Source organism: Nocardia sp. NBC_00416 (assembly GCF_036032445.1).
Taxonomy (GTDB): domain Bacteria; phylum Actinomycetota; class Actinomycetes; order Mycobacteriales; family Mycobacteriaceae; genus Nocardia.
Map to the genome: position 1 here is coordinate 1,278,206 of NZ_CP107932.1, position 14,439 is coordinate 1,292,644.

General features: G+C 69.4%; 13 protein-coding genes. 3 read left to right on the forward strand and 10 right to left on the reverse strand.

Features of this window, described 5'->3' with window-relative positions:
• Window positions 1-29 precede the first annotated feature (29 nt).
• The 6 genes from OG804_RS05800 to OG804_RS05825 form a co-directional block, all read right to left on the reverse strand.
• Window positions 30-1,034, reverse strand: coding sequence for a CgeB family protein (locus OG804_RS05800; RefSeq protein WP_328394627.1), 1,005 nt, complete (start codon window positions 1,032-1,034; stop codon window positions 30-32).
• Window positions 1,031-2,530 (reverse strand): lipopolysaccharide biosynthesis protein, encoded by a 1,500-nt coding sequence (locus OG804_RS05805; protein ID WP_328394630.1) that lies wholly within the window; start codon window positions 2,528-2,530, stop codon window positions 1,031-1,033. Before OG804_RS05805 ends, OG804_RS05800 begins: the two co-directional genes overlap by 4 nt.
• The gene (locus tag OG804_RS05810; RefSeq protein ID WP_328394632.1) at window positions 2,527-3,681 is read right to left on the reverse strand and encodes a glycosyltransferase family 4 protein; all 1,155 of its coding nucleotides are present in this window, start codon (window positions 3,679-3,681) and stop codon (window positions 2,527-2,529) included. Before OG804_RS05810 ends, OG804_RS05805 begins: the two co-directional genes overlap by 4 nt.
• Complete coding sequence (locus OG804_RS05815; RefSeq protein ID WP_328398263.1) at window positions 3,678-4,739, reverse strand: glycosyltransferase family 4 protein; 1,062 nt, start codon at window positions 4,737-4,739, stop codon at window positions 3,678-3,680. Before OG804_RS05815 ends, OG804_RS05810 begins: the two co-directional genes overlap by 4 nt.
• A gap of 29 nt (window positions 4,740-4,768) precedes the next feature.
• On the reverse strand, window positions 4,769-5,605 hold the full coding sequence (locus OG804_RS05820) for a glycosyltransferase family 2 protein (RefSeq protein ID WP_328394634.1): 837 nt from the start codon (window positions 5,603-5,605) through the stop codon (window positions 4,769-4,771).
• A 182-nt stretch (window positions 5,606-5,787) separates the two neighbouring features.
• Complete coding sequence (locus OG804_RS05825; protein ID WP_328394636.1) at window positions 5,788-6,960, reverse strand: class I SAM-dependent methyltransferase; 1,173 nt, start codon at window positions 6,958-6,960, stop codon at window positions 5,788-5,790.
• A gap of 14 nt (window positions 6,961-6,974) precedes the next feature.
• Here OG804_RS05825 and rfbC point away from each other — a divergent pair, with 14 nt between their 5' ends.
• On the forward strand, window positions 6,975-7,541 hold the full coding sequence (gene rfbC / locus OG804_RS05830; RefSeq protein WP_328394638.1) for a dTDP-4-dehydrorhamnose 3,5-epimerase: 567 nt from the start codon (window positions 6,975-6,977) through the stop codon (window positions 7,539-7,541).
• Here the strand turns inward: rfbC and OG804_RS05835 are convergent.
• Genes OG804_RS05835 through OG804_RS05850 form a run of 4 tightly spaced genes read right to left on the reverse strand, consistent with a single transcriptional unit; the run spans window position 7,525 to window position 11,229 of the window.
• Window positions 7,525-8,553: an NAD-dependent epimerase/dehydratase family protein gene (locus OG804_RS05835; protein ID WP_328394640.1), complete on the reverse strand. Its 1,029-nt coding sequence runs from the start codon at window positions 8,551-8,553 to the stop codon at window positions 7,525-7,527. The two genes, rfbC and OG804_RS05835, sit on opposite strands and share 17 nt — an antisense overlap.
• A gap of 2 nt (window positions 8,554-8,555) precedes the next feature.
• The gene (locus OG804_RS05840) at window positions 8,556-9,206 is read right to left on the reverse strand and encodes a PIG-L deacetylase family protein (protein ID WP_328394642.1); all 651 of its coding nucleotides are present in this window, start codon (window positions 9,204-9,206) and stop codon (window positions 8,556-8,558) included.
• Window positions 9,203-9,985, reverse strand: coding sequence for a glucose-1-phosphate cytidylyltransferase (locus OG804_RS05845; RefSeq protein WP_328394644.1), 783 nt, complete (start codon window positions 9,983-9,985; stop codon window positions 9,203-9,205). The genes OG804_RS05840 and OG804_RS05845 overlap by 4 nt, the downstream gene beginning before the upstream one ends.
• Window positions 9,982-11,229, reverse strand: coding sequence for a class I SAM-dependent methyltransferase (locus OG804_RS05850; protein ID WP_328394646.1), 1,248 nt, complete (start codon window positions 11,227-11,229; stop codon window positions 9,982-9,984). The genes OG804_RS05845 and OG804_RS05850 overlap by 4 nt, the downstream gene beginning before the upstream one ends.
• 437 nt (window positions 11,230-11,666) lie before the next feature.
• Between OG804_RS05850 and OG804_RS05855 the strand changes: the two genes are divergently transcribed.
• Together OG804_RS05855 and OG804_RS05860 are read left to right on the forward strand one after the other, a co-directional pair.
• Window positions 11,667-13,148, forward strand: coding sequence for a sugar transferase (locus OG804_RS05855; protein ID WP_328394648.1), 1,482 nt, complete (start codon window positions 11,667-11,669; stop codon window positions 13,146-13,148).
• Window positions 13,149-13,400: 252 nt separating this feature from the next.
• On the forward strand, window positions 13,401-14,408 hold the full coding sequence (locus OG804_RS05860; protein ID WP_328394650.1) for an alpha/beta hydrolase: 1,008 nt from the start codon (window positions 13,401-13,403) through the stop codon (window positions 14,406-14,408).
• Window positions 14,409-14,439: the final 31 nt, after the last annotated feature.

Here is a 14,439-nt window from a genome sequence, read left to right on the forward strand (position 1 = left end):
CCGGTCCCGCCGCGACCGGTCCGGCCGGTTCAGTCCAGTGCACGCAGGATCTCCTTCGCCCGGTCCGTATAGGTGTGGCCGCCCTCCACGACCCGCCGGTACCCGGCCTCGGCCGTCTTCGCCGCCTGATCCGGGTACAGCGCGCAGCGTTCCAGGATCTCGTCGAGTTCGTCGCGGCTGGAGAACAGGAACGCCTCGGTGCCGTCGTCGAGGAGTTCGGCGTGTTCGTCGGTGCGTTCGCCGACGAACAGTCCGCCCGACGCGGGCACCTCGAAGGTGCGGCAGGTGTGGGTGTCGCGGTTATCGGAATTGAGCAGCACCAGGTTCGCGGTCACCGATGCCACCGCGATCGCGAAATCCTCGCCGTACACCGGTCCGGCGACCGCGGCGCGGGTGGTCTGCAACTGGCGCACCCGTCGCCAGCCCGGGCCGCGCACCAGCAGCTGTGATCCGTAGGTGCGGGCCAGCGACACCATGCCGGGTCGCCGGTCGGGACGGCACGCGCCGATGAACCCGACGAGGAACTGCCGGGTGCCGCGCCGCGCGGCGGGATGATGCCAGGCCGGGTCGTAGGCGCTGCGCACGAACAGGGTCCGGCGGACACCGCGGCCGGCGAGTTCGGGCAGATTGTGCCGTTTGGTGGTGACCACCATGTCCCATTCCGGCTCGTGCGCCAGATAGTCCGCGGTCGTGTTCCCGGGGTTGGATACGTCGTCGGGGCTGTAGTGCACGTGCAGCGCGGCCGGGATCTCCAGCAGCCGGCCCTGGTCCAGGTACACCGATTTGAAGCCGAACACCAGGTCCGGGTGCAGTTCGGCGGCGGCCCGCTCCAGCCGGGTGTGCACCTGATCGACGGTCCACGGTGCCCGGCGCTCACCGGTTTTCGCATACAGCCACGACGGCGAGAGCCGCGGCGGCAGGGTCACCGGAGTCGAATCGACCACGATCACCTCGTGCCCGAGCCGGCGGAACCCCTCCGCGAGTGAGCGGGCGTTGCTGCCGAGCCAGTCGTCGCCGACGAACAGAATCCTCATGGCGTTCCTCTTTCACCCGCGTCGGCGGGCAGCATTGCGCCCGGTGCGCGTCCGCGCTCGATCAACCCGGCGCGTTCGCGCACGATCAGTGCGCGCATCCGCGCGAGATACCAGATCGCCACCGCGAATTCGGCGGCCACGATGCCGCCCGCCAGCGTCCACAGCGAATGGGTGCGCATGGTGAGCAGCAGCGCGCAGACCGCCACGGCGGTACCGGCGGCCGACCCGATCAGCACGCCGACCGTGTCCTGGCGAACCGGCAGCACGGCGGTGGTGACGAACGAGGTCACCGTGGTGGCGGGCAGGATCACCGCCTCCAGGCGCAGCACCCCCACCGCGCCGCCGAATTCGGCGCCGAACACGAGCGGGATGATCAGCGGCGCCGCCGTCCACAGCGCCACGGTGGCCACACACGCGATCGCCACGCATGCCGCGAGCCCGCGCAGCGCGTCCGGCCAGAACCGTTCGTCGCCACCGCGTTTGGCCATTCGGGGCAGCAGCGCGAACCCGATCGGGTCGAGCAGCGACTGCACCGCCCGCACCAGCCGGTCCGATGCGGAGTACAGCCCGAGCGATACCGCGTTGAGCACCGCCCCGTACACCGCCGCCGCACCCTGCCCGTAGCTGGTGACCAGCAGTCGTCCGGTCACCACCGGCAGCGCCGCGCGCAGCAGTTTCCAGGCCCCGCGCGGCCGTCCGGGCGGACCGAACGTCCGCCAGGTGTCCCACCAGGTCAGTGCCAGGCTGATCACCGAGGACCCGAGCAAGCACAGCATCGCCATGGCGGCGGTCGGGAAACGCGGCAGCAGTGTCAGCAGCGCGGCGAGGTAACCGACCCGGGCGATCGACTGGTAGAGGGTCGACGCGCCGAACCTGCCCTGCCCGATCAGCACCCAGTCCTCCGACATCGACCAGAAGCCGCCGACGAACAAACCCAGCAGCACCATCGTCAGGTACTCCGGCGCCCCGGCGGGGACCGCCGCCACCAGCGCGGTACCGAGCACACCGAGGATTCCGCCCCGGATCGCCAGGTAGGTGCCGCGCGTGTGGTTCACCACGTCCCGGTCGGTACCCGAGTCCTGCACGCGGGCGGCCAGATAGGAGGTGATCCCCAGGTCCACGATCAGCGAGCCGAGGAAGTAGGACGACATCCCGATGGCCAGCAGTCCCATTCCGGAGGCGCCGAGCAGCCGCGCGATGAGCGGCAGCGTCGCCACCGTCACCAGGTACTGGCCGTATTTCCCGAAACTGACGTAGGCGATATCGCGCAGGACGGTCGCCAGCTCCCGCAACCGCGCCGCTCTGCTCCGCGGTTCGTCCGCGGCCTGCTCGGGGACGGTGGTGATCAGCGGAAGTTTCTCGGTCGGCCAGTCGGCGAAGGCCGGAATGATCTCGGTCGGCAGGTCGTAATCAGGGACCCGCAATCCGTCCAGCGAGACCGGATAGTGGCGGTGGACGATGCGGATCGGGATGGTGTGCTGGCTGGACAGATTCATCGTGCCGGTACCGCCTGTCGGCCGACGACCTGTTCGAGTAGGCCGGTGACGGCCCGCGCGGTGGCCGCGATTCCGAAATCGGCGGCCCGGTCCCGCGCGGCCGCACCCAGCCGGGTGCGCAGCGCCGGGTCGGCGACGAGCCGATCCAGGGCTGCGGCCAGGGCGACCGGGTCGCCGGGCGGGGTCAACAGGCCGTCCACCTCCGGCCGGACGATCTCGGCGGGTCCGCCGGCGTCGGCGGCCACGACGGCGCAACCGGCGCGCATCGCCTCCACCACGACCTGACCGAACGGTTCCGGCAGCACCGAACAGTGCACCGCGATATCGGCCTGTGCGTAGTACAGGGCGGGGTCGTCGACGTGACCGGCGAAGTCGACGGTCAGACCGAGTTCGGCGGCGGTGCGTTCCAGTTCGGCGCGGTAGTCCTGCTCGTCGAAGAATGTGCCGCCCACCAGGTGGACGGCGCTCGGGCGGTGGCGCATCAGCGTGAGTGCGCGCAGCAGGACATCCTGACCCTTCCATCGGGTCAGCCGGCCGACCATGGCGATTCGCACCGCGCCGGGGTCGCGTTGCGGTACTCGCCCGGCCGCCGCGGTGTCCTCGACACCCGGATAGGCGACCACCGAAAACCGTCCCCGGGTGTGGAGAGTGCGCAAGGTGGCGCGGCTGTTGGCGACGACGCCGCGTACCGCCGCCCAGCCCAGCACGCGCAGCACGACCGCGAGCGGCCGGCCGAAGTATTCGGCACTGACCCGGTCGTGCACCTGCCAGACCAGCGGCACTCCCGCGCGGCGCGCCGCGACCGCGCCCATCAGCAGTGCTTTCGTGCTCTGCGCGACCAGCACGTCGGCGCCGTCCGCACGCACCGCGCCGCCCAGCCGCGCCCCCAGGCGCACCAGTTCCACGGCGCCCGTGATCAGCCGGCCCGCCCCGGATCCGGCGATCGTCAGCGATCGGCTGTCGAAATCGGTATCGCACAGGGTGACCGGGATCCGGCGTGCGCGCATCAGGTCCAGTAGCGGGCCGGGCGCGGTGAGCAGCATCGAAGCGGCGACCGCGTCGCTGTCGCGCAGGGCGGTGAGCAGGCGCAACGTCGCGAGTTCGGCGCCGGACGGGGCGGCGGTGTGGGAGAGGAAGACAGCGCGGATCATCCGGTCAGCTCCCGGTAGAGCGCGATATGCCGGTCGGCGGCCGCGGACCAGGAGAAGGTTCCCGCGTGCGCGCGGCAACGGTCGGGGTCGGGGACGGTGCCGTCGAGCGCGGCGGCGATCCGGGCGGCCAGGGCGTCGGCGTCGCCGGCCGCGACGATGAGCGAGGAGTCCAGGCCGCGGACCGAGTCCGGGAGACCGCCGCAGTCGGTGACGACCGGCGCCCGCCCCGCCGACAGCGATTCCAGCGCGATGAGCCCGAACCCCTCGAGCGCCACCGACGGCACCACGGTGACCGCGGCGCGTGCGTACCAGCCGGTCAACTCGGTGTCGGTGGTCCGTCCGGCGAACGTCACGCTCGCGCCGAGTTTTCCGGCCTGTTCGCGCAGCGCCGTCTCGGCGGTGCCGGTGCCGACGAGTACCAGCCGGGCTTCTGGGTGGGCGGCGCGCACCGCGGGCCAGGCCCGCAACAGCACATCGATACCCATCCGGTGCTCCAGGCGACGCACACACAAGACGACGGGTGCGTCGTGTTCCGGCCGGGGAGTCGGCCGGAAGCGCGCGGTATCGACGCCCGGCGCGATCACCGTGACCGCCTCCGCGCGTACCCCGTAGTCGTGCACCAGCAGGTCCCGGAAATGTTCGGACAGCACCACGAACCTGTCCGCCGGCCAGCAGCGCAGGCGTTCCAGGGCGTACTTCGCCCCCGCCGCCAGCGCGCCGCTGCCGGCCAGCCGGCTCTCCGCCGCCCACGGTCCGTGGAAATGCACCACCAGCCGCCGCCGGCGGGAAGGGCGGGCCGGCGGGCCGTACAGCGCGAAATGCCGATCCAGGACGGCCGCGCCGCCGGGCGCCGCGGCCGCCTCGTCCCGGAACGCGGTACGTGCGCGGCGCCACGTGGAGCCTCCGGTCGGTCCCCAGGACTGTCCGCCCACCGGCGCCGTCCCGAACGCGGCGGCCGATACCCGGATCTCGGGGCGGGCGGACAGCGCGCCGAACAGATCGGTGAAGTAGCGGTTGAGCCCGCCGGGCGCCGATCCGAACCATTCCGAGCCGGTCATGTGCACCCGCGGCGGCGCGGCCGTGGCGGTCATAGCCGCGCCTCGATCCGGGCGCCGAGGAATTGGCCCGTCCGCACCCGCAGCCGTTCCAGCGCCGTCCGCGCCAAGCGCAGATCGCCGATCGCCACATCCAGTGGCGACAGGAGTCGCGGCACGTCGCGGACCAGGCGGTGGTGGCTGCGCAGGCTTTCGCTCAGTTTGCTCACCGTCGAGGTGCGCGCGCACAGATTGAACGACGAGGACCGCCAAGCCGCCGCCACCCCGGGCAGGCCGAAGAACAAGCCGAACTGGCCGACCCGGGCGAACAGGTCGACATCCATCGGGAACACCAGGTCCCCGCGGAACCCGCCGACCCGGTCGAAATGCTCGCGCCGGAACATCGCCGCGGCGGTGGGACCGAACTCGGCGGGACCGCGCCGCACGATGGTCCGAGCCAGCGCGCGCGATGTTCGTACGCCGTCGAGGCCCGGCAGGCCCAGGTCGGTTTCGACCAGGTCACCCTGCTCGTCGATCACCTGGAAGCGACTGGAACTGATCGCGAACGCCGGATCCTCCATGACCGCCAGCTGCGCGGGCAGCGCACCCGGCAGCAGAATATCGTCGGCGCATACGACTTTCACCAAGTCGCCGGTGGACAGCGCGACGGCGCGGTTCCAGTTGTCGCCGATGGGCAGCGTGGTGTCGTTGCGCTGTATCCGCACCCGCGGATCGTCGAAGGACGCGGCGATCTCGCCGGTGGTGTCGGTGCTGGCGTTGTCGAGTACCAGCAGCTCGAAATCGGCGTCCTGATTCAGAATCGAACGCAGCGTCTGCTCGAGCGTCCGCCCGGCATCCAGGGCGGGCACACAGACCGACACGCTGACCACTGATGATCCTTTCGATGGAGGGAAATGGAACAGGGCGGAACACGATCGGCCTGACGACCGCGTTCCGCATTCGCTGCTCGGCGAGGTGTAGACCGTCTGTACGACGGACGAGACGATCCGAGGAAACGACCGGAGAAGCGGATGGGCAGCAGGCATCGCGCACTCCGGGGTGACCGCACTGACTACCGGATGGGCAGCTCCCGCGCGGGATCGGCCGGTTCGTCGACGAACCAGCGTCCGGCCAGTTCCGGGAAACGTTCGGATACCTCGGGCAGCAGGTCCGGCACCGTCAGCAGCACCCGATCCGGCCGTGCCGCGACGAGTTCGGCCGGGCTGATGATCGGCACATCCGTGCCCGGCATCCGGCGGCCCTGTTTGGCCGGTGCGGCGTCGGCGACCCCGGCCAGCAGTGCACGGCTCACCCCCGCCCGGCAGAACAGCGCCACCGCGCGCGAGGCAGCCCCGTAGGCGTACACCCGGGCGCCGCGGGCGGCCGCCGATTCCAGCGTCGCGCGCAAGGTCTCGGCATGCCGGTCGGCCGCCCGCTGCAGTCCGCGCAGCAGTTCCGGATCGTCCATCCCCGCCTCGCCGGCCAGTACTCGGCGCACCGCGTCGTCGGGTTCGGCGCTGCCGTGCACGGCGGCGACGAGTACCGTGCCCCCGTACAGCCCGAATTCCCATGCCGTGATCACCGACATCCCGGCGGTCCGCAGCATTGTGCGCAGGACCCGCAGGGTGTAGTAGGCGAAATGGCCGTGCCGCAGGGCGTTCCACTGCTGTCCGGACACGATGGTGCGCAGCGGATGGTATTGCAGCAGCAGAACACCGTCCGGCGCGGTCGCCGCGACCCGCGCGGCCATGGCCGCCGCCTGATCGCGTGCGTGCATGAGGCCGAACGAATCCAGCACCACGTCCGCGGGCCGGTCGGTCCGCGCGAATCCGCGCTCGGCCAGCAGCTCCAGCCAGCTGCCGCCGTGCGGGCTGGCGAACTCGCGCACCGTGCCGCCGCGCAGCAGCCCGGCCGCGGCGACCCGTTCCACGGCGTCGGCGGCCTGGTCGCGCAGCGCGCGTGGTTCCACTCCGCGCGGTTCGGCGGTGACCGTATCGTCACGCACCAACTGCGCCAGTCCACACCGGAGGCATACCGCCATCGCCAGCGGATGCGCCGCCTCGTCCGGACGCGGGGGAGTGGCGGCGGGCGGGAAGTGATCGGCCGCGGGCACAGTGCCCAGATCCAGCACCGGCGCCGAGTCGCGGTGCCCGCAGGCCCGGCAGCCCGCTGGATCCGCCGGCCGGTCCGAATCGAGTGCGGCGGTACGCGCGCCGTGCGCCGCCGCGGCCCGGGAACCGCTCATGGCACGATCTCCCGGTGCGAATCGAGCAGACCGAACTCACCGATGTACTGATCCTGACGCCCGAACCCTTCCACGACGAGCGTGGCCTGTTCACCCGCACCTTCGACGCCGACCTCTTCGACGCTCATCTCGGCCCCGGCGCGGCCGCGGCCTTCGTGCAGGATTCGCAGTCGCGGTCGGCGCGCGGCGTGGTGCGCGGCATGCACGGACGCGGTGGTCGCGGTGAAGCGAAACTGGTGCGTTGCGCGCACGGCGCGGTGCACGATGTGCTGGTCGACATCCGCCCCGATTCGCCGACTTTCGGCCGGAGCCGGGCTTTCCTGCTCGACGACGCCGATTTCCGGCACCTCTACATCCCGGCGGGCTTCCTGCACGGCTTCCAGGCCCTCACCGACACCGCGGACGTCTGCTACCGCATCGACCGCCCGCACGACCCGGCCGAGGACCTCGGGGTCGCCTACGACGACCCCGATCTCGCCCTGGCCTGGCCGCAGGAGGTCACCGTGGTCTCGGCCCGCGACCGGGCCGCGGGCAGCTGGCGGGCGCTGCTGGACTCGGGTCATCTCACGCACCGGCCCTGACCCGACGCAATGTCGCGTCCACCGCGCCCGATTCGCCGAGCTGCCGCAGCCGCGCCAGCCGGACGAATCGGCCCGTGAAATCGGCCGCGGTCAAGCCGCGGGCGACGTACTCGGTGTACAGCTGCGCCGCGCCGTCGGCGATCGTCCAGCGCGCCTCGTAGCCCAGGTCCCGCCGCGCGGCGGCGAAATCTACCCGGTACGAGCGCGGATCGGCCCCGGACTCGCCGGTGATCAAAACCTCGGCGCCGGGCACCACGTCGGCCACCGCCTGCGCGATCTCGGCGACGGTGCGGTTGTTGGCTTCGGTGCCGATGTTGTAGGCCCGGCAGTGGATCGCCGCGACCGGAGCCGTCAGGCAGACCGCGAACGCTTCGGCGATATCCGCGGCGTGCACCAGCGGACGCCACGGGGTGCCGTCGGAGAGCACCTTCACCACCCCGTCCAGTACGGCGTGGCCGACCAGATTGTTGAGCACGATATCGGCGCGCAGGCGCGGCGAGAACCCGAACGCGGTCGCGTTGCGCAGGAATACCGGCGCGAAATCGGCGTCGGCCAGCGCGACGAGATCGTCCTCCACCCGCACCTTGCTCTCGGCGTACGGGGTGATCGGCCGCAGCGGCGCGGTCTCGTCGACCAGCCCGTCCCCGGCCGCCCCGTACACCGAGCAGGTGGAGGCGTACAGGAAGCGGCGGACGCCCGCCTCTTTCGCCAGCGTCGCGAGCCGCACCGAGGCGTGATGATTGATGTCGTGGGTGATCTCGGGGACCAACGATCCCAGCGGGTCGTTCGACAACGCCGCGAGGTGGATGACCGCGTCGAAACCGGTGAGCTGTTCGACCGAGACATCGCGCAGGTCGACCGCCAGGCCGGGTGGGTCCTGGGGGTCGGCGCCGAGGACGCAGTCGGCGAACCATCCGGTGTCCAGTCCGGTCACCTCGTGTCCGTGTGCACGCAGCACCGGAACCATGACGGTGCCCAGATACCCCTGGTGGCCGGTGACGAGAACACGCATCGCTATGCACCTCCGAAATCGAGGACGGCCTTGGTCAGTTCGAACCCCTCCGCATATGCGGCGTGGCACTGCACTCCCCGGATCCGCGCCAACCCGAGGAACGCCTCGTCGTCGAACCAGTCGCGACCGGACTGCGAGGGGTAGCATTCGGCCAGCAGCCGGGCCTTCTCGGCCGCGGTCTCCGGCGATACCGGATGCAGTAGGGCCGGCCGGGGGGTGTCGGTCTCCCATTTGAGGATCTCGTAGCCGAGTATCAGATGGTCCCGGAACTCGGTCGTCGCCAGTTCCGCGAGCAACCGATGGTCCTGGTGGGCGTCGCCGCGCTGCGGGGCGAACACGATGTCCGGATCGGTGCCGCGCCGGAACTGCGCGAGCGCTGTCTTCACCTGATCCCAGTGCGCGGGGGCGCGCCCGTCCGGGATGTCCAGCACCGTCGACTCCAGATCCGCGTTCACGCAGAAGGCGCCGAGCGCGGTGCGTTCCTCGTCCGCGCGGGTGGTGGCACCCCCGGAGAGCACCAGGGCGCGCACCCGCAGTCCCGGACGGCGGCGCGTCAACGTCAACAGGGTCGCGCCCATACCGATGGCGATATCGTCGCAGTGCGCGCCGAGCAGCGCGATCTCATCGAGTCGCGCGGGAACGAGATCGATCACCGCGCGGCCCGCTCCCACACCATCCACGGGCGATCGCCCCGATGGTATCCGGCGTCCAGTTCGGCACGTTCCTTGAAGGTGTCCGCCGGTTTCCAGAACCCGTCGTGCTGGTATCCGTACAGCCGGCCGACCGCGGCCAGCGCTCCACAGGAGTCCTCCACCAGGTCCCCGCCCGCGGGCAGGTGGTCGAAGATCTCCTGGGTCAGCACGAAATAGCCGCCGTTCTCCCAGATCGGGAGTTTGCTCACCGGGGTGATCTGCTTGACCTCACCGCTGGGGAGCACATCCACGCAGTGGAACGACGATTGCGGCGGCACGATCATCATCGAGGCCGCGGCGCCGGACGCGGTGAACTGGTCGATCATCTCGTCGAGCGGGGCGTCGGTGAGGACATCGGAGTAGTTCGCCAGGAACGTGTCGTCACCTTGGAGGTGGGGCCGCACCCGGCGCAGCCGCTCCCCGATGGCCGACTCCAATCCGGTGTCGACGAATGTAATGGTCCAGTCGGCGATATCGCAGTGCAGCAATTCGACCCGGCCGTCGCGGATGACGAAATCGTTGGACATCGTCTCCTGATAGGTCAGGAAGAAATTCTTGATGTGATGGGCGCCGTACCCGAGGCAGAGGATGAATTCGGTGTGGCCGAAATGCGCGTAATAGCGCATCACATGCCAGATCAGCGGCCGCGGTCCCACCATCTGCATCGGCTTGGGCGGACCGTCGGTCTCTCCGCTGCGCATCCGCATGCCGTACCCACCACAGAACAACACGACCTTCATCGCGCGCCGACCTCCACCGGACTCGGCTCCACCACACGGACGGTGGGTAACGGGAACACCAGCCGCCCGCCCCATTCACCGATATGGCGCAACTGCTCGGTGAGTTCGGCCTCCAGGTTCCAGGGCAGCACGACCACGAAATCCGGGCGGTCGGCGTCGATCCGTTCCGGCGGATGGATCGGTATCCGGGTGCCCGGGGTGTAACGGCCGTGCTTGTAGGGATTGCGGTCGACCGTGTATTCGAGCAGGTCGGGGCGGATACCGCAATAGTTCAGCAAGGTATTGCCCTTACCGGGCGCCCCGTAGCCGACCACCCGCTTGCCGGCGGCCTTCTGTTCGAGCAGGAACCGCAGGAGTTCGTGGCGCACCGTTTCGGCCCGGTCGCGCAGCGAGCGGTAACCCGGCACCGCGTGCAGTCCGGCGTCCGCCTCGAGCGCGAGCAGCTCCGCCACCCGCGGCGTCGGTTCGGCCACCGCTTCGGGCCGGGCCCAGATCCGCAGCGACCCGCCGTGCGTCGGAAGTGTCTCCACATCGGCCACCGCCAGTCCGGCCGTCGCGAGCGCGCGCTGCGCCGATGCGAGGGTGTAGTACTGGAAATGTTCGTGGTAGATCGTGTCGAACTGGCCGTGCCGTACCAGGTTCAGCGCGTGGTGGACCTCGATCGAGATCCAGCCGTCGTCGGCGACCAGCGTGCGCAATGCCCGGGTGAAACCGCGCAGGTCGGGGATGTGCGCGTACACATTGTTCGCCACGACCAATTGCGCGGGCCCGTGTTCGGCGCGTACCTGCCGAGCGGAGTCCTCGTCCAGGAACCCGGTGGTTGTCGGGACTCCGGCCGCCCGCGCCGCCGCGCCCACGTTCTCCGACGGTTCGATACCCAGGCAGGGAATACCGGCCGCCACCACGTGGCGCAGCAGATAGCCGTCATTGCTCGCCACCTCGACGAGAAACGAGTGCTCATCCAGTCCCAGCCGGGCGATCGCCGCCTGCACGAACTCCCGCGCGTGCCGCACCCAACTGTCGGAGTAGGAGGAGAAGTAGGCGTATTCGGTGAACGTCTCCTCCGGTGTGATGAGGGCGGGGATCTGCAGCAGAAGACAGTCCGCGCACACCCGCAGGTGTAACGGATAGGTGGATTCCGGCAGGTTTAGCTGCTCCGCTGACAGGAAACTCTCACAAGGAGGTGTCGCTCCCAGGTCCACGACACTGGTCAGCCGGGACGAATCACACAATCGACAATGCACTCGGGCTCCACTCGAAACGGTCACGTACATCGGCGGCGCCCCGCAGCCCCGAGAAGCAACTTCTCTGTGCCGATCGACGGAAAAATAGCACCTATCCGGCGCAGTTGCGACACGGCCTCACCAGACCTTTGCTCATTAGTGACCTATGGCATATCTTCAGCAAACTCCGTAACGAATGCCCGTCGAACAACGATGGTGGACAACCGAAAAGGGCAATTCCCCCGGACTTGCGACCGATCCGATCGGTCCGGAATCACGATTCCGTACTCGACTCTTGTGCGAATGGGCGATGGGGGCAATACTTCTGCAACAAGATCGGCTCCGCCGCGCGGCGTCTCTGCGTTCCCGAGGCGGGCCATCCCGGAAAACAGCGTGTAATCAGCTGTCGCGCACGACAGCCGGGGCACGGACGTTCGAAGTTCAAGCGGGTAAGTTTCATGGTTCTGGATCTCGGTGTGGTCGGAGGTGCCGTCGACTTGCACCTTCCGGGTCCCGGTGATCGGGACTCATGGCGCGCCGGTTATGTGCGCCGGCTCGCCGGTACCGACATCCTCGTGGTCGCCGCGGCAGTCCTGTGCGCGCAACTGTTCAGCATGTATCCCCTCGGCTGGGAACTCGACCCGCGGACCACCGCGCTCACCCTCGGTATCGGGCTCGCCTGGTCGATTCTGCTGGGCTCGAACGGGTCCCGGTCTCCACACACGATCGGTGCGGGCGCCGACGAATACCGTCGCCTCATCTCGGCCACCCTGCAGCTGTTCGGCACGATCGCCATCGCCTCCCTGATCCTGCGCGTCGATATCGCCCACGACCACCTGGTGGTCGCATTGCCCCTCGGCTTGTTCGGCCTGATCGCCACCCGCGCCCTGTGGCGGGGACACGCGGCCCGGCATCGGGCGCTGGGCCGGTATCGCCGCTCGGTTCTCGTGGTCGGCAGCCCCGAAGCCGCCCGCGCTGTGACGGCCGCCCTCTCCGAGCAGGATATGCACGGCTACTACGTCGTCGGTGTGTGCACGCCCACCGGTGACGCGCTCGCCGAACCCGCCACACTGCGCGTCGGCCCGCGCGAGATCCCGATCGTCGGCAATGATCGCTCGGTCCGCAGTGCGGTCCGCCGCACCGGCGCCGACACCGTCGTGGTGATGGCCACCGACCGGCTCGGCCCCCGCGATATCCGCCGACTCGCCTGGGACCTCGACGCGTTCGGCACCGAGCTGATCGTCGCGCCCGGCATCATGAACATCTCCGGCACCCGCATGTCGAACCAGGTACTGGCCGGTATTCCGATGCTGCACATCGAACGTCCGCAATACGATCGGGCGCTCTCGTTCGGCAAGGCCGTCTTCGATCTCTGCTTTTCCGTGCTGATCCTGACGGCGATCGCGCCGGTGTTGCTCGTTCTCGCGGGCGCGGTCAAATTCACCAGCGCCGGGCCGGTCTTCTACCTGTCGGAGCGGATCGGCGTGGACGGCAAACCCTTCCGGATGATCAAGTTCCGCAGTATGTACCTGCGGGCCGATCGCGAAGCCGCCACGTTGATCAGCGCCAACGGCGGCAACCCGCTGTTCTTCAAGTTGAAGGACGACCCGCGGGTCACTCCGGTGGGCCGCCTCCTGCGCAAGTACAGCCTCGACGAGCTGCCCCAGTTCTTCAATGTGCTCCGCCGCGATATGAGCGTCGTCGGACCGCGCCCCCAGGTGCGCCGTGAGGTCCATTCCTATGACGGGGTCATGCGCCGGCGGCTGCTGGTGCGTCCCGGGATCACGGGGCTGTGGCAGGTGAGCGGACGCTCGGATCTGTCCCCCGAGGAATCGGTCGAGCTCGATATCTCCTACGTCGAGAACTGGTCCATGCTGTTGGATCTGCGGATCATCGCCCGCACCCTCCGAGCTGTCGCCAGAGGTGACGGGGCGTACTGAGGTCCGCTCGCGTCGGTGTCGGGCGAACCGCCCGCAGCTTCATCTCCCTCTCGATCACGGGGCCGAGCCTGCTCACGTCCGGGCTGTTCCGAGTTTTCGTCGACGATCGACCAAACCGGGAACCGGGGCAGAACGAACTCCCTCGGGTGCCGTTCCCGGCCCCGGTCGCCACCGGGGCGCCGCGACGGCATCCCCGCAGTGACCGACGACAGTCAGACGAGAGGGTCCCGGATAGTGAGAACAAGGCAATCGATGGGTACCGCGACACTGCGCTGGGTGCTGGCCGCTGCGCTGGCCACCGGCGGCCTGGTCGGGTCGGGCAGCGCGGTGACTGCCGACCCGGGGGCGGCCGGTGTCGTATCGGTGGATCCCGTGGACGACCGCCGGCAAACAGTCACGGTGTTCTCGCCCGCGATGAACAGGGCGATTCCGGTGCAGGTCATCCGTGCCGCCGACGCGTCAAAGCCGCGACCCACGATGTACCTGCTCAACGGTTCCGGGGGTGGTCCGAACGAGAGCGGGTGGGATGTGCAGACCGACGCCGTGAGTTTCCTGCGCGGCAAGGATGTCAATGTCGTCACCCCGTACGGCGGCGCCAACTCCTACTACACCGACTGGCTACGCGACGACGCCGTACTGGGTCGCAACAAATGGCAGACCTTCCTCAACGAAGAGCTACCGCCGGTCATCGAGGGCTACCTGGGCGCCAACGGGGACCGTGCACTGGCCGGGGTTTCGATGAGCGGCACCTCGGTACTGAATCTGGCGATCGCCGAGCCCGGATTCTGGAAGAGCGTCGCGTCCTACAGCGGGTGTGCGCAGACCTCGGATCCGGTCGGACACGAGTACGTGCGGCTCACCGTGGAACTCTGGGGCGGTGGGCAGAGCGTCGAGAACATGTGGGGTCCCGCCGGCGGGCCGCTGTGGCGTGCCAATGATCCGCTGGTCAACGCCGATCGACTGCGTGGGACTCCCGTCTATCTGAGCACGGGCAGCGGGATCCCGGCGGCGCCGCACGACACTCCTGCCGATCGGCGGGTACAGGAGGGCCGGATTCCGCTCCCGGTACAGCTCGCGTTCGGTGGTCCGATCGAAGCGGCCATCCACCAGTGCACGGTGAACATGACGAATCGTCTGCGCGAACTCGATATCCCGGTGACGCTGGACGACCGTCCGGCCGGAACCCATTCCTGGGGTTACTGGGAGGACGATCTGCGCAGTTCCTGGCCCTTCCTGGCCCAGTCGATCGGCATCGGGTGATCTGTCGGCGCGGCGGGTTCCGAGCCCCCGC

What these genes read in the sequence shown, in the direction of transcription:
- OG804_RS05800 (WP_328394627.1), bottom strand. Translation starts at nt 1,034, where the DNA reads ATGAGGATTCTGTTCGTCGGCGACGACTGGCTCGGCAGCAACGCCCGC.
- OG804_RS05805 (WP_328394630.1), bottom strand. Translation starts at nt 2,530, where the DNA reads ATGAATCTGTCCAGCCAGCACACCATCCCGATCCGCATCGTCCACCGC.
- OG804_RS05810 (WP_328394632.1), bottom strand. Translation starts at nt 3,681, where the DNA reads ATGATCCGCGCTGTCTTCCTCTCCCACACCGCCGCCCCGTCCGGCGCC.
- OG804_RS05815 (WP_328398263.1), bottom strand. Translation starts at nt 4,739, where the DNA reads ATGACCGGCTCGGAATGGTTCGGATCGGCGCCCGGCGGGCTCAACCGC.
- OG804_RS05825 (WP_328394636.1), bottom strand. Translation starts at nt 6,960, where the DNA reads ATGAGCGGTTCCCGGGCCGCGGCGGCGCACGGCGCGCGTACCGCCGCA.
- OG804_RS05835 (WP_328394640.1), bottom strand. Translation starts at nt 8,553, where the DNA reads ATGCGTGTTCTCGTCACCGGCCACCAGGGGTATCTGGGCACCGTCATG.
- OG804_RS05845 (WP_328394644.1), bottom strand. Translation starts at nt 9,985, where the DNA reads ATGAAGGTCGTGTTGTTCTGTGGTGGGTACGGCATGCGGATGCGCAGC.
- OG804_RS05855 (WP_328394648.1), top strand. Translation starts at nt 11,667, where the DNA reads ATGGTTCTGGATCTCGGTGTGGTCGGAGGTGCCGTCGACTTGCACCTT.
- OG804_RS05860 (WP_328394650.1), top strand. Translation starts at nt 13,401, where the DNA reads ATGGGTACCGCGACACTGCGCTGGGTGCTGGCCGCTGCGCTGGCCACC.